The organism is Nitrospirillum guanabarense (assembly GCF_034653355.1).
Classification (GTDB): Bacteria; Pseudomonadota; Alphaproteobacteria; order Azospirillales; family Azospirillaceae; genus Nitrospirillum.
In genome coordinates, this window is the sequence record NZ_JAYEER010000003.1 from 1,571,638 (window position 1) to 1,592,872 (window position 21,235).

Sequence of the window (21,235 nt, forward strand, 5' to 3'; positions counted from 1 at the left end):
GCCGAGGGGTTGGGAGTACAGATGGCGCAAGGTGTTGGGGGAGCGTCCAAGAAGGACCAGAAGACGGTACGGGCGGACGCGTCGGCCGCGGCGCCCGAGGGTGGGATCCGGCGGGAGAACCTGCGGCGCATCCTGACGGCGGCGGAACAGGTGTTCGCCGAGCAGGGGTACGGCGGCGCCACCACGGCGGCCATCGCGCTGCGCGCCGGCCTGCCCAAGGCCAACGTGCACTATTATTTCAGCACCAAGCACGAGCTGTACCGCGCCGTGCTGGCCGATATCCTGAAGCAATGGCTGGACCCCCTGGCCCATGTCACGCCGGACAGTGATCCGGCCCAGGCGCTGGCGGGTTACATCCGTGCCAAGATGCGGGCCACGCGCGACCGCCCGGTGGTGTCCAAGGTCTTTGCCAGCGAAATCATCCATGGTGCCGCCGAGATCGAAGGTTTCCTGACGTCCGACCTGAAGAAACTGGTGGATGAGAAGTCGGCCGTGCTGGACGGCTGGATCGCCGAGGGCCGCATGGCGCCGGTGGATACCCGGCACTTCTTTTTCTTCATCTGGGCGGTGACCCAGCACTACGCCGACTTCGACGCCCAGGTGCGGGCCGTGCTGGGCCGCAAGAAGCTGACCCGCCGCGACTTCGACGCCATCACGGTGGAGGTCGTGCGCTTCATCCTGCGGGGGGCCGGCCTGTCGCTGCCAACGGCCTGACAGGGCCCCCTGAGTTCCGCTTAACCCGGGAGATACCGCCATGACCGCTTCCACTTCCGTGCGCACCCTGATCCGGGGCGGCACCGTGGTCACCGCCGACCAGACCTTCCGCGCCGATGTCTACGCCGAGGATGGGGTGATCAAGGCGGTGGGCCCGGACCTGGACGCGCCGTCGGACGTGACGGTGGTGGATGCCGGCGGCTGCCATGTCATGCCGGGCGGCATCGATCCGCACACGCACATGCAACTGCCCTTCATGGGCACGGTCGCCAGTGATGATTTCTATACCGGCACGGCGGCGGGCCTGGCCGGCGGCACCACCATGATCATCGACTTCGTCATCCCCAACCCCAAGCAGAACGTGATGGAAGCCTACCGCACCTGGCGCGGCTGGGCGGAGAAGGCGGCGGCCGATTATTCTTTCCACGTCGCCATCACCTGGTGGGACGACAGCGTGCACGCCGACATGGGCACCCTGGTGCGTGAGCACGGCGTGAACAGCTTCAAGCACTTCATGGCCTACAAGAACGCCATCATGTGCGATGACGAGGTGCTGGTGAACAGCTTCACCCGTGCCCTGGAACTGGGGGCCATGCCCACCGTCCATGCCGAAAACGGCGAGCTGGTGTTCCAACTGCAGAAGCAGTTGCTGGCCCAAGGCCTGACCGGCCCCGAGGCCCACCCCCTGTCCCGCCCCACGGCGGTGGAGGGGGAGGCGGCGAACCGCGCCATCCAGATCGCCAAGGTGTTGGGCGTGCCGCTCTACATCGTGCATGTCAGCTGCCGCGAGGCGCTGGAGGCCATCGCGCGCGGCCGCATGGATGGCCACCGCGTCTATGGCGAGGTGCTGGCCGGCCACCTGCTGGTGGACGACAGCGTCTATCGTCATCCCGATTTCGAGGTGGCCGCCGCCCATGTCATGAGCCCTCCCTTCCGCCCCAAGGATCATCAGGCCGCCCTGTGGCACGGCCTGCAGTCGGGCACCCTGCACACCACCGCCACCGACCATTGCTGCTTCTGCGCGCCGCAGAAGGCCGCCGGCCGCAACGACTTTACCCGTATCCCCAACGGCACGGGCGGGGTGGAGGATCGCATGGCGGTACTGTGGCACCACGGGGTGAACAGCGGCCGGCTGACCATGAACGAATTCGTCAAGGTCACCTCGGCCAACGCCGCGCAGATCTTCAACATCTACCCGCGCAAGGGCTCGGTCGCAGTTGGCGCCGACGCCGACCTGGTGGTCTGGGACCCAGCGGCCACCAAGACCATCTCCGCGAAAGCCCACCACCAGAACGTGGACTACAACATTTTCGAAGGCATGGAGGTGACGGGCCTGCCGCGCGTGACCCTGACCGCCGGCCGTGTCGCCTGGCAGGACGGCGATCTGCGCGCCGTGCGCGGCGCCGGTCGCCACATCAACCGTCCGGCCTTCGCCCCCGGCTTCGACGCCGCCGCCAAGCGCAAGGAGGCGCTGAAGCCCACGGGCGTCGACCGGGGCTGAGCGCCTCTAACTTTCTCAAAAAATAAAAAAATGAGAACGGGTTGGGATTGCCGCAGGTATAAGCAACCATAAGGTTGGACTGGGGGCATAGATGGGCACGGGGCACGGGGTCGATACGACCTCCGAAATCTGGAACGCGGATCTGGCGCCGGTGGATGCGGGGCACCGCACCTGGCGATGGATACACTTCGCGGCGCTGTGGGTGGGCATGGTCATGTGCATCCCCTCCTACATGCTGGCGTCGGGCCTGATCGAACAGGGAATGTCGGCGTGGCAGGCCGTCGGCACGGTGCTGCTGGGTAACCTGATCGTGCTGGTGCCCATGCTGCTGGTGGGCCATTCCGGCGCCAAGTACGGCGTGCCCTTCGCCGTCATCGTCCGCTCCGCCTTTGGTGTGCGGGGCAACAAGCTGCCGGCCCTGCTGCGCGCGCTGATCGCCTGCGGCTGGTTCGGCATCCAGTGCTGGGTGGGCGGCAGCGCCATCTACGCCATCGGCAACATTCTGACGGCTGGCGCGCTGGACGGGGCCAAGCTGGGCTGGGTCGGCATCAACGCCGGCCAACTGGTATGCTTCTTCCTGTTCTGGGCGCTGCACCTCTATTTCATCGCCAAGGGGCCCGAGTCCATCCGCTGGGTGGAGACGGTGACGGCGCCCCTGAAGATCCTGATCATCCTGGCGCTGCTATGGTGGGCCTACGACAAGGCCGGTGGCTTCGGCAGCTTGCTGTCCGCCCCGTCGCAGTTCGGCCCCGGCGGCGCCAAGGAAGGCGGGTTCTGGGCGGCCTTCCTGCCGGGCCTGACGGCCATGGTGGGGTACTGGTCCACGCTGGCCATCAACATCCCGGACTTCACGCGCTTCGCCCGCAGCCAGAAGGACCAGTACCAGGGCCAGGCGCTGGGCCTGCCGCTGCCCATGGCGGGCCTGGCCTTCATCAGCGTGGCCGTGACGTCGGCGACCATCACCGTCTATGGCAAGGCCATCTGGGACCCGGTGGACCTGGCCGGTCGGATGGAAGGCATCGCGGTGGCCATCGGCCTCGCCATCATCGTCATCGACACGCTGTGCGTGAACCTGGCGGCCAATACGGTGGGACCGGCCTACGACTTCGCCGCCATCTTCCCCCGCGCCGTGAACTTCAGCCGTGGCGGCTACATCACCGCCGCCATCGGCGTCATCATGATGCCGTGGAAGCTGATCGAGAGCACCGAGGGTTACATCTTCACCTGGCTGCTGGGCTATGGCGCCCTGCTGGGGCCGCTGCTGGGCATCATGCTGGCCGACTATTGGCTGGTGCGCCGGGCGCGCCTGAGCCTGGAGGGCCTGTTCGACCTCAACGGACCCTACGCCTACAGCGGCGGCTGGAACCTGACGGCCCTGGCGGCCTTCGTCCTCGCCGTGCTGCCCAACATCCCGGGCTTCCTGCACGCCGCCTTTCCGGCGGCCTTCGCCGGCGTGCCGGCCTTCTTCCAGGCCATCTACAGCTACGCCTGGTTCACCGGCCTGTTCATTTCCACCATCCTGTACGCCGCGCTCATGCGTCGGCCGGCGGCGTGATCACCTGTGACGAAGTGGAGGCCAGGCCCAGGAAACCGTAGCCTGGGCCAAGACGGCGCCTCCGCCGCCTGCCATAGTCCCAGGCATCGAGGCATGGGAGGACGACGATGGCGGTGGCACCCCTGAAGCCGCAGGCGGAGGTGGCGAATTTCCTGAACCTGGACATCCGGGTGGGCCGGGTGGCGGAGGTCCAGCCTTTCCCCAAGGCGCGCAACCCGTCCTACAAGGTGGCGGTGGATCTGGGCGAACTAGGCGTCAAATGGTCCAGCGCCCAGATCACGCACTATGCGCCCGACGACCTGGTGGGTGCCCAGGTGGTCTGCGTCTGCAACTTCCCGCCGCGCAACATCGCCGGCTTCCTGTCGGAGATCCTGATCCTGGGGGCCCGCAACGCCGAGGGCAATGTCATCGTGCTGACCCCCTGGTCGGCGGTGCCGCCGGGCGAGACGGTTTACTGAGGGAGGCGAGCATGACCATGAAGCGTGTGGGCCATCTGCTGCTGGCAGGCACGATGCTGGGCCTGCCGGGGACGGCGGCCGCCCAATCGGCGGCGCCGACCAATGTCCCGTCCAGCACCGCCGCGCCCACGGCGGACAACGCCGTGTTGCTGACCATTTTCCTGAAGCACGACGAATCCCGGCCCTTGGGCGAGTTGAACGCCCAGTTGACCAAGCAGGGTTTCTTCAAGGCCTTTCCGCCCGCGGGCGTGGAGGTGGTCAGCTGGAACGTGCTGATGGGCATCGGCCAGGTGGTGACCCTGCGGCTGCCGGCGTCCCGGGTGCGGGAAGTCAACCGCATCATCGAAGATACGGCCTGGGGTGCCTTCCGCACGGAATTCTACCTGACCTACGACTACAAGTCGGTTGCCCTGGACCTGCACGACAAGGCCAAGTAGCGGCCTGGCGGCTCAAATCGCCCGCATCAGTCTCAGGAGGTCAACGGCGAAGGTCTCGGCGTCGCGTTGGGGGGCGAGCCCTTCCGATAAGCCCCCTATACCCAGATATGATTGGCGGATCGGCTTCCCGATTCGACACTGCCTTCATCAATGGCGCCTCATCAACAACGAGGGCCAAGACCACGCGTCAAGGAGGCGGTGCGATGGATTGGGATCGGGTTCGGGTATTCCACACGGTGGCGGAGGCCGGCAGCTTCACCCATGCCGGCGCGGTCCTGGCCCTCAGCCAGTCGGCCATCAGCCGGCAGATCAGCAGCCTGGAACAGCAATTGAAGGCCCGCCTGTTCCACCGCCATGCCCGTGGCCTGGTGCTGACCGAGCAGGGGGAGGTGCTGTACCAGACCGCCCGCGACGTCATCGACCGCCTGGCGATGGCGGAGGCGAGGGTGAGCGACAGCCTGGAACAGGCGGGCGGCACCCTGCGGATCAGCACCACGGCGGCCTTCGCCCAATGGCTGGCGCCCCGGCTGAAGGCCTTCCAGGACCGTCATGCGGACGTACGCGTGGTGCTGCAGCTGGATGAGGGCAATGCCAACCTGGCGCTGCGTCAGGCCGACGTCGCCATCCGCATGGGCGCGCCCAGCCAGCTGGACCTGATCCAGCGGCCGCTGTTCGCCACCTACATCCAGGCGTACGCCACGGCGGACTACGTCCGGGCCCACGGTCTGCCGCAGCGGCCGGAGGATTTGGACGGGCACCGCCTGATCGCCTATCGCGACAGCCTGACGGTCCCAGGCTCGGCCCTGGCGGCGGAGGGAAACTGGCTGCTGTATGCGGGGGCGGGGGAGGAGGGGGCGCGCCAGCCGGCCCTGGCGGTCGACGACGCGCAGGCGGTGCATCTCGCCATCCGCAGTGGCCTTGGCATCGGCACGCTGCCGTGTTTCTTCGCCGAGGATGCCAAGGCCCAGGACCAGGGCCTGATCCGGATTTTGCCGGCGTTGCCTGCCCCGCGCCTGGATGCCTACCTGGTCTACGCCGTGGCGCTGCGCGGCTCAAAACGCATCGGCGCCTTCCGCGACTTCGTGATGCACGAACTGCGGAGGGCGCCGATGGGTAAGGCGGCCTGACGGCCCAACCTAATGGCCCAGGGGGAAAGGCTAGACCTTGCCCAGCAGCAGGGCTAGGACCAGGATAATGTCGCCGACGATCATCAGGAACATGGAGAAGCCCCAGCCCAGGGCGAAGTGCGCCAGGAACATCAGCAGCAGCAGAACGACGGAGATGATGCCCGCCTTCACGAAGCGGGTGAACGAATGCCAGCCGTCGGCATGTTCCTTGACCACCGCGTCGCTGACCGCGACCGCACCGCTGTGAGCACCGGCCATATCTTGCCCTCCCTTATCCCGAGACGAAACCCGTTTCCCAAGGTTTATGCGCAAACGCGGGCCCCTGGCAAGGGGCCGCGTTGTTCGCCGAACGGTTCAGGTCACGCCTTGGTTGTGGCCCGCAGCCAATCGCGGATGACACCCGGTTCCCGGGCGGTGGCGGCGATGTAGCCGTCGGGCCGCACCAGCACCCAAGTGCCGGGGGTGAGATCATAGGCCTGGGCGACGTGCCTGGCGTCGTCCATCAGGTCGGCCGGTTGTCCGCTGCCTTGCGGCGCCACGGTGAACACCCTGACCTCCTCCTGCCAGCCGCCGCCCGCCGCATCCTTGTCCACGCCATAGCCCAGCAGGGTGAAGTGCGGCCCCTGGTAAACCTCGAACAACCGGGTGGGGATGCCGGCGGCCGTCCGGCAGGGGGCGTCCGGGGCCCGGTCGCCGGCCACCACCCGCCCATGGTCGGCCTGGACTTCGGTGGCCAGCGGGCCGTCGCGGTAGCTCAGGTCCAGTTCGCGCGTCTCCCGGCCGCGGCGCATCCCTTCCGCCGTGCCCATCTGGCCCAGCAGCCGGCCGCTGAGGCCCAGTACGTGGGCGGCGATGGGCCGGCGCTCCGCCTCATAGCTGTCCAGCAGGCCGTCAGACGCCCCCCGCAGCACGGCGGCCAGCTTCCAGCCCAGGTTATAGGCGTCCTGCACGCTGGTGTTGAGGCCCTGGCCGCCCGTCGGCGGGTGCACATGGGCGGCGTCGCCGGCGATGAACACGCGGCCCACGCGGTAGCGGTCGGCCAGGCGCAGGTTGACGCGCAGGGTGGACAGCCAGGTGGGTTCCCCTACCGCCAGGTCGTCGCGGCCGGTGCGTTCCCGCACGATGGCGCTGATCAGGTCCCGGGTGGGTGTTACCTCATCCGGCACCTGGGCCACCACCTGGAACAGGTCGGTGCCGGCCAGCGGGCACAGCGCCAGCTGGGCGTCGGGGGCGTACCAGCGGTGCCAGGCGTCGAACGCCAACCCGGCGATGGGCATGTCGCCGATGACGGCGCGGAAGGGCAGCGTCTCACCCGGGAAGCCGATAGCCAGCGCATGGCGGACGAAGCTGCGGCCGCCATCGGTGCCCACCAGGTAGCGGGCGCGCAAGCTGACCTCCCCCTCACTGGTGCGCAGTCGGGCGGTGACGCCCTCGGCATCCTGGTCGAAGCCCGTCAGCTCTGTGGCGAAGGCGGGGGCGTGACCGAAGCCCGCCAGGCGGCGGCGCAAGACCGCCTCCGTCTGGAATTGCGGTACCATCAACGGATTGCCGTAGGGTTCCGCCGGGGTGGGCGGCTGCACGTCGTGCAGCTGGGTGCGCACAACCTGGCCGCCGTCATAGGTCAGGACGGTGGGGTAGGGGCCGCCTACGGCCTGCAGGTCGGCCAGCACGCCCAGATCCTCGAACACCTCCAAACTGCGGGGCTGCAGGCCTTTGCCGCGCGAGCCGGGGAAGGGCCCGGCGTTCTTTTCCACCAGGCGGAAATCCACGCCCCGGCGGGCCAGATCCAGCGCCAGGGTCAGGCCGGCGGCACCAGCACCCACGATCAGGATATCGGTATCGAAACGAGCCACGGGATTCTCCAATTATGTGCATGACGCACGGATGTAGGCGCGATCAGCCGCGATATCCGTGTATAATGCACATATATCGGCACCCTGGACGCCTGCCAAGAAAAATGTGCATAATGCACACATGAGGAACGAGCTGCATGAAGCGCTGATGGATCTGGTGGGGGTGGTGAACCGCCCCCAGCCGGACCAATACCTGTTGAACCTGGCCGGCGTGTCGCTGGACCGGGCGCTGTTCCCCTTGCTGGTGCGCATCGGCCTGCGTGGGCCCCTCGGCGTGGTGGACCTGGCGGAACTGGCCGGCCGCGATCATTCCACGGTCAGCCGGCAGGTGGCGAAGCTGGAAAGTCTGGGGCTGGTCGAGCGCCGGGCCGGGGCCACCGACGCGCGGGTGCGCGAGGCCGTGGTGACACCCGCCGGCCAGGCCATGGTCGACACCATAGGCCAGGCGCGCAGTCGCATGTACGCGGCGGTGCTGGCTGACTGGACGGAAGAGGACAAGGCCACCCTGACCCGGCTGCTGCGCCGCCTGGCCGACCGGGCCAAGGAGTGGGTGGACGCTGGCGACCCTCACCCCCCCGGGAACAAGGGCGCCGACAAGCCTTAAACAGTGGGGTTGAAGGCGATGGCCGGAAGGGGCAGGGGACCGCTCAGGACGGCACGGTCGCCCTGCACCGCCACCCGGCCCTCGGCGATGAGGCGCACGGCCAGGGGGTAGAGCTCATGCTCCGCCGTCAGGACGCGGGCCGACAGGGTATCGGCGGTGTCGTCCGCCTGCACTGGCACGGCGGCCTGGGCCACGATGGGGCCGCTGTCCACCTCGCTACGCACATAGTGCACGGTGCAGCCGTGGAAGCGCACGCCGGCGTCCAGCGCCCGCTGGTGGGTGTCGATGCCGGGGAAGGCCGGCAGCAGCGACGGGTGAATGTTGATCAGCCGGTCGCGCCAGTGGTCCACGAACCAGGGCGACAGCAGGCGCATGAAGCCGGCCAAGCAGACCAGCTGCACGCCAGCATCCTCCAGCGCGCGGGTCATGGCCTGCTCGAACGCCGGCTTGTCGGCATAGTCCTTGTGCGGCAGGGCCAAGGCCGGGATGCCGGCGCCCCGCGCCCGCTCCAGCCCCGCCGCGTCCGCCTTGTTGGACAGGACCAACGCCACCGTGGCCGGAAAGTCCGGCGCGGCGGCGGCGTCCAGCAGCGCCTGCAGGTTGCTGCCCCGACCGGAAATGAGAACGCCCAGCTTGAGTTTGCCGGGCGTTCCGCTGTTTACGAGTGCCATGCCTTGTCCGTGCCGGTCACCGTGACGCGATGGGCGGCGTCGGCCGCCACCGGCACGACCTGGCCGATGCGGGTGACGGTTTCGCCGCCCTGGGTCAGGACGGATATCGCCTCATCCGCCTTGTCGGCGGGCACCACCACGGCCATGCCGATGCCGCAGTTGAAGGTGCGGGCCAGCTCCAGGTCGGCGATGTTGCCGACACCGGCCATCCAGCGGAACACCGGCGGCAAGGTCCAGGACGTGGCATCCAGGGTGACGCCCAGGCCGTCGGGCAGCACGCGCGGAATGTTCTCGATCAGGCCGCCGCCGGTGATGTGGGCCATGGCCTTCACCAGGCCGGCGCGCACCGCCGCCAGCGTGCTCTTCACATAAATCCGGGTGGGGGTCAGCAGGGCCTCGCCCAGGGTCTTGCCCGGAGCGAAGGGGGCCTCGTCCTCATACGTCAGGCCCGAGACGGACACCAGCTTGCGCACCAGGGAATAGCCGTTGGAATGCACGCCGCTGGACGCCAGGCCCAGCACCACGTCGCCGGCGGCGACACCGGCGCCGGTCAGCACCTGGGACCGCTCCACCGCGCCGACGGAGAAGCCGGCCAGGTCATAGTCGCCGTCGGCGTACATGCCCGGCATCTCCGCCGTCTCACCGCCCACCAGGGCGCAGCCGGCCTGGCGGCAACCCTCGGCGATGCCCGCGACGATGGCGCGGCCGGCGGCCACGTCCAACTTTCCGGTCGCGAAATAATCCAGGAACAGCAAGGGTTCGGCGCCCTGCACCACGAGGTCGTTGACGCACATGGCGACCAGGTCGATGCCGACCGTGTCATGACGCTTGGCGTCGATGGCGACCTTCAGCTTGGTGCCCACGCCGTCGGTGGTGGAAACCAGCAGGGGATCGGTGAAGCCGGCGGCGCGCAGGTCGAACAGGGCGCCGAAGCCGCCCAGGCCGGCGTCGGAACCGGTGCGCGCGGTGGACTTGGCCAGGGGCTTGATGGCCTCGACCAGGGCGTTGCCCGCGTCGATGTCGACACCGGCGTCCTTGTACGAATAGGTGCTTATGGCGTCCTCGCAGGGCCTGGGCTAAGAAGGGGCGTCCGTCCGGGGGCCGCTGCTCGAAGGCCGCCGCCCGCGACCGTCCTTTCAAGACGGTTCCCGTGACCCGCCCGGGTTTCGGCGCCGAACATAGCAATATCGGAAGGCTTTGCAATGCCGCACCGCTGCATCCCCCTCTTGCGCCAGACCGGGTTTCGGGGCGCCGTTTTCCTGGCCTTGGCGGCCGGGGCGTTCCCGGTGGGCAGTCGCGCCGAGGCGGGCAAGACCAGCGCCGCGGCGGAGCAGGCCTTCGTGGAACAGGGCGTGGATGTGGACGTCACCGCCGGCAACGCCAACCAGGCCCGCGACCAGGCCATCCTGCAAGCCCAGCGCGAGGCCTTGGCCCGCCTGTTCCGCAAGCTGACGCCGGCCGCCGACGGCCGCCAACCCCCGGCCGTCAGCCAGGGCGAGCTGGAGGCCCTGGTGGCCGGCTTCGAGCTGGAGCAGGAGCGTGCGTCCTCCGTCCGCTATGTCGGCCGCTTCACCGTCCGGTTCCGGCCCGCCGCCGTGCGCCAGCTGCTGCAGCAGAACGGCGTGCGCTATGCCGAGATGGTGGGCAAGCCCGCCCTGGTGCTGCCCCTGGACGCCACGGGGGGGAGCCCGCGCTGTGGACCGACGGCCCGTGGCGCCAGGCCTGGTCGCAGATCGGCCCGGTGGATGGGCTGGTGCCGGTGGCCTTGGTGCCGCCGGACCCTGCCGACCAGAACGAGCTGCCGGCCAAGGCGGCGCTGACACCCGACGCGACCGCTTTGGCCCACATCGCCGCCCGCCACGGTGCCGGCCAGGTCATCGTGGCCCGGCTGGAGGGCGACGCCACCAAGGGCTATCAGCTGACGCTCAGCACCTTCGTGCCGGGTGAGGGCCTGTCGCCAGCCGAGACTGTGCCGCAATCGGCCTTCGTCCCCCGCCCGCTGCCCACCGCCGCCGACACCCAGGCCCCCGCTGCCGGTGTCGCCGCCCCACCCCCGTTGCCGGCCGCCTTGGGCCTGGCCGTGGCCACGGTGGTGGACCGGGTGGAGGAGGGGTGGAAGCGCCGCGTGGTGGTGGACGCCCACCAGTCCGGACAGGTGGCCGTGCGGGTGCCCCTGACCGACCTCACCACCCTGGTGGAGGTGCGGCGCCGCCTGGCCGGTGTGCCCATGGTCACCCAGGTGGACACCAGCGCGCTCAAGACCACCGAGGCCCTGCTGACCTTGACCGTGCTGGGTGACGTCGGCCACCTGAGGACGGCCCTGGCCCAGCGCGACCTGATGCTGTCCGAGGTGGATGCCGCCCCGTCGCCGGCCGCCGCCGCCGCGCCGACGGCGCAGACAGAGGTGCATTACCAGATCAGCCTGGCCAGCGCCCCGTCATAAGGGGGCCTGATTCCAGGGTCTTATCTGTTACAGTCAGAGCTTGTGTCTGATACGGGTTGTCGGGGGGACGATGGCGGAAACGCATGCGGGGCGACAGATTCGGTTCTGGCTGATCGGTCTTGTCGTGGGCGTCGCCCTGATCTGGTTGCTGCGCGGCATGCTGCTGCCCTTCGTCGCCGGCATGGCCATCGCCTATCTGCTGGACCCGGTGGCCGATCGGCTGGAGGGGTTCGGGCTGCCGCGCCTGGCCGCCACCTGCGTGGTGCTGCTGGCCTTCGTCATCGTCGTGGTGCTTTGCATCCTGCTGCTGGTGCCCTTGATCCAGCAGCAGGTCACCCAACTGATCGAAAGCCTGCCGGCCATCATCACCTGGGCCAGGGATGAGACCATGCAGCGCATCCGCAGCCTGATGGCCGCCCTGCCGCCGGACGACATCGAGCGGCTGCGCGGTGCCGCCAGCGAGTATGTCGGAACGCTGGTGGGCTGGGGCGCGGACTTCCTCAAGAACCTGTTCACCGGCGGTGCGGCCCTGTTCGGGGTCGTGTCCCTGCTGTTCATCACCCCGGTGGTGGCCTTCTACCTGCTGCGCGACTGGGACCGCATGGTGGCGACGCTGGACGGCTGGCTGCCGCGCGAGCATGCCGAGGTGGTGCGCGAGCAGCTGCGCGCCGTCGACCGCACGCTGGCCGGATTCGTGCGCGGCCAGGCCACCGTCTGCCTGGCGCTGGGCGCCTTCTACGCCCTGGCCATGACGGCGGTGGGGCTGAACTTCGGCCTGGTCATCGGCCTGATCGCCGGCATCCTGTCCTTCATCCCCTATGTCGGCACGGTGGTGGGCTTCGGCGCCAGCGTGGGCGTGGCCCTGTTCCAGTTCCATGACCTGTGGCGCGAGGGGCTGGTGGTGGCGCTCTACATCCTGGGCCACCTGCTGGAAGGCTATGTCCTGACGCCCAAGCTGGTGGGCGACAAGGTGGGCCTGCACCCGGTCTGGGTCATGTTCGCCCTGCTGGCTGGCGGCAGCCTGTTCGGCTTCACCGGCGTGCTGCTGGCCGTGCCGGTGGCGGCCGTCATCGGCGTGCTGGTGCGCTTCGGATTGCGCCAGTACCTCGCCAGCAGCTATTACACCGGCGTGCCTCCGGCGGAGGCGCAGTGCGAGGATCTGGCCCAGGAAGGTCCGGTCCCGCCGGGGATGGAAACCGGTGCGCCGCCGCCGCCGGTGCCCTGACCCGGTGCCCGTTCGTTCCGCCTTTCGTGCCCGTTGCCGGTAAGACCCTGGAATTATGGCCGACTTGAGACAATTGCCCCTGGACCTGGGGCACCGTTCCGCCATGGGGGAGGCCGACTTCCTGGTGGCGCCAGGCAACGCCGACGCCGTGGCCTGGCTGGACGCCTGGCCGGACTGGCCGGCGCCGGCCCTGGTGCTGTATGGGCCGCCCGGCTGTGGCAAGAGCCACTTGGCCCAGGTGTGGCGCGCCCGGTCGCGCGCGCCCCTGCTGGGGCCGGAGGATCTGGACCCGGCGGAGGTGCCGCACCTGCTGGGCCCCACCCGCACCGCCGTCATCGACCGCACGCATGAGATCTCGGGCGACACGGTGCGCGAGCGTGCCCTGCTGCATCTCTACAACGTGACCAAGGAGGCGGGCGGCCAGCTGCTGCTGCTGGCCCACTACGCCCCCGTCAACTGGACCCTGCGCCTGCCCGACCTGCGCTCCCGCCTGGTCGCCGCCCCTGCCGTGGGCATGGCCGCCCCGGACGATGCCTTGCTGATGGCCGTGCTGGTCAAGCTGTTCGACGATCGCCAGGTGCGGGTGGGGGAAGAGGTCATCGCCTGGCTGATGACCCACACCGAACGCTCCTTCGACAGCGCCCGCCGCACCGTGGCCCTGCTGGACCGCGCCGCCCTGGCCGCCAAGAAGCCCATCACCGTGGCCTTCTGCCGCCAGGTGCTGGAAATTACCAAGGGCTAGCGGGCGTTCTAATTAACGCTTGATAATGTTTCCTCCCCATTTCTGTTAGAGACCAATGAAATTCTTTATTATGCATTGTATAGCCTCCCAATGTTCGAGCGGTCCTGGTTTCGGTTACGTCAATCAGGCCGAGCCTATATAATTTAATTTTTATGTCATTAAACTGACTTTGGTTGGCAAATCTTGTGCCCGCGTCAAGGAGTTCCGGTGAGATTATTGTGCTAATCAGTTCCCAATTTATCGCAGACTCCGAATTTGAATTTATTATTATTATCTCTGAAACACGAATAAATATTTGCCCAAAGCTGAGGCTCTTGGTGATTGGCTGTGCTTTGTGGGTAATATCCAAGGAAATTATTTCACTGAATTCTTGAATGGCGTCCAGGGATGGCGCGGATGTTCTTAATATTTCGTCTTTTAGCTTTCTGTTCTCATCAAGTAATGCAAGATAGCGGCCAGCAGAAACCACCTCGCCCGCACGAACATAGCCTTCTGCAGGATTCTTTTCGCGTAATCTAAAAAAACTTGAAAGGAATTTTGAAGATAAATCTTGAGGGGAAGTGAAGAAATTTACATGTCTTGTTTTTTGTATATCTGTAATAAATCTCTCGAGCTTTATTCTGTTTTCGGAATCAGATTCTAATTTTGTTCCTGGAAGATCTTGGATATCTTTTCTGATGAAAGCAATTATAGGTTTACCAATTTCCATAGCATATAAGTATTCTTTTTCTGTGAAGCTAATACCATCATCTGCAATAGAGCCATATCGGCCCGCCACCATTAAAACATAATAATCTGCATCATCAATCTGACCCTTGATGAAATCCCAAGTGTCCTCGGATGTTGATTCAAATAGTTCCATGCCGATTGGCAGGCAACCAATCCGCAATATTGCCATCTGAACTTCAGCTCTTTCATCTTTTAGGTCAGTATAGGTTGAGCTGATAAAGATTTTGTGAACTATATTGGATGGCATAGTTTTTGTTCCTGATATTGATCTACCGCCCCGTCATCCAGAACATCCGCCGCCGGCTGTAACCGCGCCAGGTGGCGGGCAGTTTGGCCAGGGCCAGAGCCTCCTCCTGCGCCAGGCGGGACAGCAGGCGGGTGCTGCGGGCCTTGGGGCCGGTGACCTTGGCCAGCTGGGCCACCAGCTGGGCGGCCTGGCGGGCGAGGACGGGGGCGGTGATGGCCGCGTGCAGGCGGGTGAGTGGGGCCAGAGGGTCCGCAGCGGGGCGTTTGGGCGCCGCGGTCTTGACGCCCTTGGCCGCCTTGGGCTTGGCCGCCGTCACGGGATAGAGGCCGCGGCAGACCTCCGCCGTGTCATACAGCCGTTGTGCCCGGCGCCGCAGGCGTTCCAGCGCGTCGACGGCGGGGGGCGCCTTAGGCTGCGGCATGGCGTTCTTGGCGCCGGGCGCGGGCGGGGCCAGTAGCTCCAGCCGATCGATGGCCCGGGCCACCTTGTCCTGCAGCTCGGCCAGCAGGCGGGGCGCCACGGTCCTCAGCGGCTGGTCCAGGGCGGGTGAGGCCCAGCCGCCGCCTTCGATCCAGGCGGCCAGGTCCAGCACCAGGGCGGTATGGCCCGCGCCGCGCAGATGCTTCATCACCCGGCGGCGTGCTTGGGTGGCGGCGTGATCCAGGGCCAGGCGCTGGCGTTTGCTGAGGCCCGGCGCCCCCTTGCGGTCCGGCAGCTGGGCGGCGCGTTCCGCCAGGCGGTCCCAACCACGCGCGGCTTCCAGCAGGGCGCGCAGGGGGATCAGGCGCCGGCGCAGGCCGTCCGCCGCTTCCGCATGCGGATTGGCCGCCGTCTTGGCGAATGGAGCGGAACCGGCGGCGGGCGGCAGGGTCATGGCCAGGCGCAGCAGGCGCATCGCTGTGTCCAGCCGGCGGCTGGCCGCCGCCATTTCCCGCAGGGCCTGGGCGTCGCCGCTTTCAAGCAGCACGGTGGCGTTTTCCAGCAGATGGCCCAGGGCGTGGCGGGTGGCGTGGCGGAAGCCCTCCGCCACCGTGGTCACCGGCGTCAGGGCCGCCGGTTGTGCGGGAACGGCCGCCGCCGGCTTGCCGGTCAACAGGCGCAGGCCCGCGTCGGCCTTGCTGCCCGTGGTGATGCGCAGGGGCGCGTGGTGATGCAGGGCGGCCGCCACCTCGAACAGCGCGGCGACCCGGCCGCCCTTCAGCTCCAGCTCCACCTCGGCCACCGGCCAGGTGGTCTCCTCCCCAGGGCCCGTTTCAGGGGCATTGGGCATGGACAGGCGGACCTCGCCCTGATCCAGGGCCAGTTCCACGCTGGTGCGCGGGTCGGGATGCAGCAGCAGCGCGGTGCGTTCGATATCGGTGGCGAAGCGGGGGGCGACCTGCGCCCACTGTGCCGATGTCAGTAGGTTGAAGATGCCGGCGGGCAGCAGGCCAATATCGGGACCGTCGCCCTCAACCGGCAATTGCCACTCCCATTCGCGCCGGCCGGCGGCGGCGGCGGTGCCGGCGTCGGATGCCCAGGTCTTCACCGTCTGCACCCGCTGGCCGCCTTGCCGCCGTACCCGCAGGGCCAGGCCGTGGGCGGCCAGCGCCAGGTCGGGCGTGTCGTAATACGTCGTCACCTGGTGGCGGTGGGCCGGGGGGCCATCGGCCATGCGCGCCAGCAGCGGCAGCGCTTGCAGGCGGGCCAGCGCCGCCGGTGTCGCCGCCAGCTTCACCTCCACCTCCCGCACGGCCAGGGCGCGCTTGGGTGGCTGGGGGGTGGCGATGGCCGGGGAACCGTCTGGCGACGGTGGTGTTTCAAAAGCGGCGGGGGAGGAAACGACGGCGCGCCCCGCCTCCTGGGCGGAGGTGTCGGGACCGCTGGTGGTCGGTGTGGGGCGGGCGGGGCCGTTCGTCATCCTGCATGGATAACCGAAGACGGGGCTTACGTTAAGATCGTGTTGCGGAATTACATCGATTCCGTTCAATCGGTAAATTTCTTTCCGTTATGTTGCCTTGCAGCGCACAGTTGCGATAGTCTCACGGTTCCGTTGCGTCACAATAAATCGCCACCCTTACCCGCCCTCAACCGGTCCCCGCCCCGCCAGCCCATTTCGCCAGTGCGAGGTAGGATAATGACTCAAAGTCATGCGTAACGCCGGATGGATGCGGGGCGAATGGGGACAGGCCGGTCCGGCGCGACAGGGATGAGCAACCAAACTGGGCATCGAACCATCATGAAGTCATCGCTGGCAGCGTCGCGGGATGCTGAAAAGTCCGCGGAAAAGTCCACCAACTCCGGGCAGGCCCCGGCCAAGACCGTGACGCCGGCGAAGACTTCCAAAACCGCTTCCACCACCGCCACACCCGGCGTGGATGTGAAAGCGGCCGATGCCGCCGCCCTGGCGGCGCTGGCCCAGGCCGGCCCGCTGCTGGACCGCCCGGTGGCCAAGTTCGCCAGCCTGGACCAGCCCGGCGCGCCCAGGAATGACGCCGTGGGCCTGACGGCCGACCTGGTGGCGCGCCTGACCCGCTATACCGAGTTGGCGGACGCCGACCCCTTCGCCAACCCGGTCTCCCTGCTGGCGCTGGATGTTTCCCGCCGCTTGCATTCCGGGGAACTGGATTTGGCCGCGGTGGAGCAGGCCATCCAATATCTGGGGGCCGAGGGCTTCCTGGCCCGCGCGCGGCGCCTGGGCGCCTATCTGGGCGAGGCCGACCCCGCCGCCAACGCCGCCCGCATCCGCGCCCTGATCGAGGGGCTGGTGGTGGGCGCCGACGGCCAGGCCGTGGCGTTCGAGGCCTTCCGCGCCCAGGTGGAAAAGGAGATTTTCGGCATCGTCATCACGGCGCACCCGACCTTCAACCTGACGGGTGAGCTGATGGACGCCATGGCCAAGCTGGCCACTGGCCGCGACGCCGCCGGTGTGCCCCTGACGGCCGCCGCGCGCAAGGCGCTGATCGCCTCCGTCGCCGCGGCCGAGCTGCGCCCGGGCGAGTTGTCGCTGGCCGATGAGCATCGCCTGTCGCTGGAGGCCATCACCAACATCCAGGCCGCGCTGCGCATCGTCTACGACATCGTGCTGGCGGTGGCGCGGGAGCGCTATCCCCAGCAATGGTCGGAACTGACGCCGCGCCTGCTGACCGTGGCCAGCTGGGTGGGCTACGATCTGGACGGCCGGTCGGACATCCGCTGGTCCGACACCCTGCACAAGCGGCTGGTGGTGCAGGTGGGGCAGCTGCGCCACTACCTGGCCGAGGTGCAGGCCATCCGCAAGGTGGCGCCGGTGCAGGAAGACCTGCGCAACACGCTGGATCTGCTGGAATCCCGCCTGGCCCTGGCCATCGCCCAGGTGACGGATGAGATCGCCGCTTTCGGCAGGGAGACGACCACCCAGAAGGACATCGAGGCCATCGCCCAGCGCATGCACGAGGGCCTGCCCTTGCGCCTGGTCGAGGCCGCGCACGCCATCGAGCAGGTGGAGCGCGCCATCCGCCTGGCGACGGCGGCCGGCAAGGGGGAAAAGGGCCAGGAGGCGGTGCGCCGCCTGGCCATCCTGAAGGCGGAGCTGTCGAACTACGGCCTGGGTCAGGCGCACACCCATGTGCGCATCAACGCCACCCAGCTGCACAACGCCGTGCGCAAGACGGTGGGCATGGAGACGGCGCCGGACGATCCGCGCTACCGCCAGTCCTACCTGAACGCCATCACCGGCCTCTTGGACGAGGTGCGGCCGGTGCGCATCAATTTCGGCAGCATCATCGCCGAACGCACCTCGGCCAAGCGGCTGTTCATGGTCGTGGCCCAGATGCTCAAGTACGCCGACGCATCGGTGCCCGTCCGCTTCCTGATCGCCGAATCGGAATCGGCCTTCACCGTGCTGACCGCCCTCTATTACGCCCGCCTGTTCGGCGTGGCCGACAAGGTCGACATCAGCCCCCTGTTCGAGACGGAACGGGCGCTGGAGGTGGGCAGCCGCGTCATCGAGCAACTGCTGGACAACCCCCACTACCGCGACTATGTGAAGCGTCGCGGCCGCCTGTGCATCCAGACCGGCTTCTCCGACGCCGGCCGCTACCTGGGCCAGACGCCCGCCTCCGCCAGTATCGAGCGCCTGCGCCTGCGCATCGCGCGCCTGTTCACCCGGCACCGCCTGGATGGCGTGCAACTGGTGATCTTCGACACCCATGGCGAGTTGATCGGCCGTGGCGCCCATCCGGCGGGCTTCCCCGAGCGCCTGGGCTATGTCGCGGCCCCGGCGACGCTGTCGTTCATGAGCCATCACAAGATCGCCTTCAAGCAGGAGGTCAGCTTCCAGGGCGGCGACGGCTATCTCTACTTCGTGACCCAGCCGGGCGCCCTGGCGGTGGTCACCCGCATCCTGGAGCACATGCTGGGCGGCAAGCACGCCACCCTGGACGACGACCCCTTCTATGGCGATGCCGACTACATCCGCGAGTTCTTCACCACGGTGAAGCAGTTCCAGGTGTCGCTGGTGGAGGATCCGAACTACGGCGCGCTGCTGTCGGCCTTGGGGACCAACCTGCTGTATCCTTCGGGCAGCCGGGCCATCAAGCGCCAGCACGACGGCAACACCGACGACGTGGACCAGAGCCGCGCCTCGCAGTTCCGCGCCATCCCGCACAATGCCATCCTGCAGCAGATGGGCCTGCCGGCGAACACCGTCAGCGGTGTGGGCGAGGCCATCGACAAGGACCCGGAACACTTCGCCGACCTCTACCGCACCTCTCCCCGCTTCCGGCAGCTGCTGGGCATGGTGGAATACGGCGTGGCCATCGCCAGCCCGGACGCGCTGAAGGCTTACATTGACACCCTGGATCCGGCCTTCTGGCTGCTGCGCGCCGCGCACACCGCCGACCCCGCCCGGGTGGAGGAGATGCGGCGCTTGGCCGCCATCCTGGAGGACAACCCGCTCCACAGCCGCCTGATCCGCATCTTCCGCAAGCTCTACCGCGATTTCGACGTGCTGGAGGAAGGGCTGGCCCGGGTGGAGCGCCAGCCGGTGCCGGGCCAGGTGCCGCCACCGGATGAGGCGCTCAGCAACGGCCTCCTGGTGCTGCACGCCCTGCGCATCGCCCTGATCCAGGAGTTGTTCCTGCGGGCGACGCACATCCCGCAGTTCTCCAGCCAGCACAACATCACCCACCGCCGCCTGCTGGCCCGCCTGATGCAGCTGGACGTGCCGTGGGCACTGGAGCTGCTGTCCCGCATCTTCCCGGTGACCGAGACGGCGGGTGATGGCGAGTTCGGCGAGACCGCGACCTATGTCAGCGACGACAGCCAGAACTACGGGCAGGAGAATGAGCGCATCTTCAAGCCCATCGCCAGCCTGTACGACCTGGTGCGCCGCGTGGGCAACGGCATCACCCAGCGCATCGGCTTCTTCGGCTGACGCGTGCCATGAAAAAGGGCGCCCTCCGCGGCTTGGGAGGGCGCCCTTCGCTTTTCCTGGTCTGGCTGGACGGCGCTCAGCTTTGGCCGGGCGGGTTGTGGACCAGGACACCATACCAGCCCAGGCCGCGATAGGTCTCGTACCCCGGGGTGCGGGCGAAGCCGATCAGGCGCCCGTGGCGGTCCAGGTAATGGCCCATGGGCTGGCCCTGGGTGACCAGGTGGAAGCTTTCCGTCAGTTCACCGCGGCCGTCGCTGGCGGCGATGATGCGGCCGGCGGCGTCCAGCAGCAGGCAGCGGGTGTTGGAGCGTTCCGACGTCTCCAGCCGGACACCGGTTACCACCGCCCGGGCCTGCGGCTCCCAGTCGAAGAAGATGCCCAGCGCGCCCAGCACCTCGCCGTCCTGAGCGCCGTCGCGGCGCACCGCGGTGGAGTATGTCGCCACGGTGCGGTTCTCCAGCACCGGGTTGGGGCGCACGTCCTCCACCGCGAAGTCGCCACCGTCACGGGTGCGCAGGGCGTCGATGAACCAGGCCTCGTTGGAAACGTTGGTGCCGATGGCGTGGGGGAAGCGGTCGGGGCGGCCAGTGGCGATGACGCGGCCGCTGCGGTCGGCCACCCACAGGTCGAGATAGACGGTGTAGCTCTGCAGGATAACGTTCAACCGCTCGCTGGCGTGGCGGAACGCGTCGTGCGACGGGCTCTGCAGGCCGGCGACCACGGCGCTGTCGGTGGCCCACCAGCGCACGTCACAGGACCGCTCATAGAGATTGCGGTCGATGATGTCGATACTGTTCAGCGCCAGGTCGGCCAGGCGCTGCCCACGGAAGCGGGTCATCAGATCCTCGCCCACCGTGGTCATGCGGTCGACCAGTTGGCCGATCTCGCTGCGTAGTTCACCCGCCACCACGCTGACGCGCTGGGAGATGGAATTGACCTCGTTGGCCACGACGGCGAAGCCCCGGCCGGCATCGCCGGCGCGGCCGGCCTCGATCAGCGCGTTGAAGGCCAGCATCTTGGTGGTCCGGTTGATATCCTCGATCACCGAGACCTTCTGGCTGGCCACGTCCAGAACGTTCTTCGTCAGGTCGATCAGGCTGTTGTCCATCGGCTCCCCACTCTCTTGATTGGCTTTTGTGCGTCGCAGCAAAGAACGTCACGTTACTACGCTAACGCAAAAGACGTGCCGGTCGCCGAATGGTGCGCCTTGCCGTTAATAAGTCGTTAAGAATCAAGGGGGATGGCCTATTCATCCGCGACAGCAAGGCTGTCCAGTTCCTAACCGAAAGTGGAGGATTGGCCAAATTGCGGGCAAGGGGCTGCACAGTCGATGTGCAACCTATAGGCGGTGTCCGAAAGTGAAATCGGTTTCGTGTTCCGCTGCCGCATATTCGCTAGAGCGGGGCGCCTTATATCATTGATCCAGCGCGCTGCCATTTACTTTTTTGATGGAGTTTGCGGATTTGGGATGGAGCGGATTTCGCCTTCATGCGCACCGCTTGATTGTATGGATTATACAACCCTGGCGGATGAA

The 21,235-nt window shown here is 67.4% G+C and carries 19 protein-coding genes; 12 read left to right on the forward strand and 7 right to left on the reverse strand.

Features of this window, described 5'->3' with window-relative positions; all coding sequences use genetic code 11:
- Positions 1–21 precede the first annotated feature (21 nt).
- The 6 genes from UAA55_RS16250 (at position 22) to UAA55_RS16275 (ending at position 5,792) form a co-directional block, all read left to right on the forward strand.
- Complete coding sequence (locus tag UAA55_RS16250; protein WP_088873164.1) at positions 22–714, forward strand: TetR/AcrR family transcriptional regulator; 693 nt, start codon at positions 22–24, stop codon at positions 712–714.
- 40 nt (positions 715–754) lie between these two features.
- Positions 755–2,215: a dihydropyrimidinase gene (hydA, locus tag UAA55_RS16255; protein WP_322954012.1), complete on the forward strand. Its 1,461-nt coding sequence runs from the start codon at positions 755–757 to the stop codon at positions 2,213–2,215.
- A 91-nt stretch (positions 2,216–2,306) separates the two neighbouring features.
- On the forward strand, positions 2,307–3,770 hold the full coding sequence (locus UAA55_RS16260) for an NCS1 family nucleobase:cation symporter-1 (protein WP_322954014.1): 1,464 nt from the start codon (positions 2,307–2,309) through the stop codon (positions 3,768–3,770).
- A gap of 107 nt (positions 3,771–3,877) precedes the next feature.
- Positions 3,878–4,228, forward strand: a complete 351-nt coding sequence (locus UAA55_RS16265) for a tRNA-binding protein (protein WP_322954015.1) — start codon at positions 3,878–3,880, stop codon at positions 4,226–4,228.
- Between the two features lie 11 nt (positions 4,229–4,239).
- Positions 4,240–4,665 (forward strand): hypothetical protein, encoded by a 426-nt coding sequence (locus tag UAA55_RS16270; RefSeq protein ID WP_322954016.1) that lies wholly within the window; start codon positions 4,240–4,242, stop codon positions 4,663–4,665.
- 203 nt (positions 4,666–4,868) lie between these two features.
- Positions 4,869–5,792 carry a LysR family transcriptional regulator gene (locus UAA55_RS16275; protein WP_322954017.1) on the forward strand — a complete coding sequence of 308 codons (924 nt, stop codon included), beginning with the start codon at positions 4,869–4,871 and terminating at the stop codon, positions 5,790–5,792.
- 30 nt (positions 5,793–5,822) lie between these two features.
- Here the strand turns inward: UAA55_RS16275 and UAA55_RS16280 are convergent, their stop codons facing one another.
- Together UAA55_RS16280 and UAA55_RS16285 are read right to left on the reverse strand one after the other, a co-directional pair.
- Positions 5,823–6,050: a hypothetical protein gene (locus UAA55_RS16280; RefSeq protein WP_004272315.1), complete on the reverse strand. Its 228-nt coding sequence runs from the start codon at positions 6,048–6,050 to the stop codon at positions 5,823–5,825.
- Positions 6,051–6,151: 101 nt separating this feature from the next.
- A complete protein-coding gene (locus UAA55_RS16285) occupies positions 6,152–7,645 on the reverse strand; it encodes an FAD-dependent oxidoreductase (RefSeq protein WP_322954018.1) in 1,494 nt (497 codons plus the stop codon).
- A 121-nt stretch (positions 7,646–7,766) separates the two neighbouring features.
- Between UAA55_RS16285 and UAA55_RS16290 the strand changes: the two genes are divergently transcribed.
- Complete coding sequence (locus UAA55_RS16290) at positions 7,767–8,249, forward strand: MarR family winged helix-turn-helix transcriptional regulator (RefSeq protein ID WP_322954019.1); 483 nt, start codon at positions 7,767–7,769, stop codon at positions 8,247–8,249.
- Here UAA55_RS16290 and purN read toward each other — a convergent pair.
- On the reverse strand, positions 8,246–8,920 hold the full coding sequence (gene purN, locus UAA55_RS16295; protein ID WP_322954020.1) for a phosphoribosylglycinamide formyltransferase: 675 nt from the start codon (positions 8,918–8,920) through the stop codon (positions 8,246–8,248). The two genes, UAA55_RS16290 and purN, sit on opposite strands and share 4 nt — an antisense overlap.
- Complete coding sequence (gene purM / locus UAA55_RS16300) at positions 8,908–9,975, reverse strand: phosphoribosylformylglycinamidine cyclo-ligase (protein WP_322954475.1); 1,068 nt, start codon at positions 9,973–9,975, stop codon at positions 8,908–8,910. The genes purN and purM overlap by 13 nt, the downstream gene beginning before the upstream one ends.
- A gap of 147 nt (positions 9,976–10,122) precedes the next feature.
- Here purM and UAA55_RS16305 point away from each other — a divergent pair, with 147 nt between their 5' ends.
- The 4 genes from UAA55_RS16305 (at position 10,123) to UAA55_RS16320 (ending at position 13,330) form a co-directional block, all read left to right on the forward strand.
- On the forward strand, positions 10,123–10,740 hold the full coding sequence (locus UAA55_RS16305; RefSeq protein WP_322954021.1) for a DUF2066 domain-containing protein: 618 nt from the start codon (positions 10,123–10,125) through the stop codon (positions 10,738–10,740).
- A complete protein-coding gene (locus tag UAA55_RS16310; protein ID WP_322954022.1) occupies positions 10,674–11,363 on the forward strand; it encodes a hypothetical protein in 690 nt (229 codons plus the stop codon). The genes UAA55_RS16305 and UAA55_RS16310 overlap by 67 nt, the downstream gene beginning before the upstream one ends.
- Before the next feature lie 70 nt (positions 11,364–11,433).
- Positions 11,434–12,588, forward strand: coding sequence for an AI-2E family transporter (locus UAA55_RS16315; RefSeq protein WP_322954023.1), 1,155 nt, complete (start codon positions 11,434–11,436; stop codon positions 12,586–12,588).
- A 64-nt stretch (positions 12,589–12,652) separates the two neighbouring features.
- Positions 12,653–13,330, forward strand: coding sequence for an HdaA/DnaA family protein (locus UAA55_RS16320; protein WP_416235198.1), 678 nt, complete (start codon positions 12,653–12,655; stop codon positions 13,328–13,330).
- Here the strand turns inward: UAA55_RS16320 and UAA55_RS16325 are convergent.
- Positions 13,317–14,306, reverse strand: a complete 990-nt coding sequence (locus tag UAA55_RS16325) for a DUF4062 domain-containing protein (RefSeq protein WP_322954025.1) — start codon at positions 14,304–14,306, stop codon at positions 13,317–13,319. The two genes, UAA55_RS16320 and UAA55_RS16325, sit on opposite strands and share 14 nt — an antisense overlap.
- 22 nt (positions 14,307–14,328) lie before the next feature.
- A complete protein-coding gene (locus UAA55_RS16330) occupies positions 14,329–16,206 on the reverse strand; it encodes a CYTH and CHAD domain-containing protein (protein ID WP_322954026.1) in 1,878 nt (625 codons plus the stop codon).
- Between the two features lie 318 nt (positions 16,207–16,524).
- Here UAA55_RS16330 and UAA55_RS16335 point away from each other — a divergent pair, with 318 nt between their 5' ends.
- Positions 16,525–19,701, forward strand: coding sequence for a phosphoenolpyruvate carboxylase (locus UAA55_RS16335; RefSeq protein ID WP_322954027.1), 3,177 nt, complete (start codon positions 16,525–16,527; stop codon positions 19,699–19,701).
- Positions 19,702–19,777: 76 nt separating this feature from the next.
- On the opposite strand, the gene UAA55_RS16340 is transcribed toward UAA55_RS16335, so the two are convergent.
- Positions 19,778–20,809 carry a methyl-accepting chemotaxis protein gene (locus UAA55_RS16340; RefSeq protein ID WP_322954028.1) on the reverse strand — a complete coding sequence of 344 codons (1,032 nt, stop codon included), beginning with the start codon at positions 20,807–20,809 and terminating at the stop codon, positions 19,778–19,780.
- Positions 20,810–21,235 lie beyond the last annotated feature (426 nt).

What these genes read in the sequence shown, in the direction of transcription:
- UAA55_RS16270 (WP_322954016.1), top strand. Translation starts at nt 4,240, where the DNA reads ATGACCATGAAGCGTGTGGGCCATCTGCTGCTGGCAGGCACGATGCTG.
- UAA55_RS16290 (WP_322954019.1), top strand. Translation starts at nt 7,767, where the DNA reads ATGAGGAACGAGCTGCATGAAGCGCTGATGGATCTGGTGGGGGTGGTG.
- UAA55_RS16305 (WP_322954021.1), top strand. Translation starts at nt 10,123, where the DNA reads ATGCCGCACCGCTGCATCCCCCTCTTGCGCCAGACCGGGTTTCGGGGC.
- UAA55_RS16315 (WP_322954023.1), top strand. Translation starts at nt 11,434, where the DNA reads ATGGCGGAAACGCATGCGGGGCGACAGATTCGGTTCTGGCTGATCGGT.
- UAA55_RS16275 (WP_322954017.1), top strand. Translation starts at nt 4,869, where the DNA reads ATGGATTGGGATCGGGTTCGGGTATTCCACACGGTGGCGGAGGCCGGC.
- UAA55_RS16325 (WP_322954025.1), bottom strand. Translation starts at nt 14,306, where the DNA reads ATGCCATCCAATATAGTTCACAAAATCTTTATCAGCTCAACCTATACT.
- UAA55_RS16335 (WP_322954027.1), top strand. Translation starts at nt 16,525, where the DNA reads ATGAAGTCATCGCTGGCAGCGTCGCGGGATGCTGAAAAGTCCGCGGAA.
- purN (WP_322954020.1), bottom strand. Translation starts at nt 8,920, where the DNA reads ATGGCACTCGTAAACAGCGGAACGCCCGGCAAACTCAAGCTGGGCGTT.
- UAA55_RS16260 (WP_322954014.1), top strand. Translation starts at nt 2,307, where the DNA reads ATGGGCACGGGGCACGGGGTCGATACGACCTCCGAAATCTGGAACGCG.
- hydA (WP_322954012.1), top strand. Translation starts at nt 755, where the DNA reads ATGACCGCTTCCACTTCCGTGCGCACCCTGATCCGGGGCGGCACCGTG.
- UAA55_RS16330 (WP_322954026.1), bottom strand. Translation starts at nt 16,206, where the DNA reads ATGACGAACGGCCCCGCCCGCCCCACACCGACCACCAGCGGTCCCGAC.
- UAA55_RS16250 (WP_088873164.1), top strand. Translation starts at nt 22, where the DNA reads ATGGCGCAAGGTGTTGGGGGAGCGTCCAAGAAGGACCAGAAGACGGTA.
- UAA55_RS16265 (WP_322954015.1), top strand. Translation starts at nt 3,878, where the DNA reads ATGGCGGTGGCACCCCTGAAGCCGCAGGCGGAGGTGGCGAATTTCCTG.
- UAA55_RS16280 (WP_004272315.1), bottom strand. Translation starts at nt 6,050, where the DNA reads ATGGCCGGTGCTCACAGCGGTGCGGTCGCGGTCAGCGACGCGGTGGTC.
- UAA55_RS16340 (WP_322954028.1), bottom strand. Translation starts at nt 20,809, where the DNA reads ATGGACAACAGCCTGATCGACCTGACGAAGAACGTTCTGGACGTGGCC.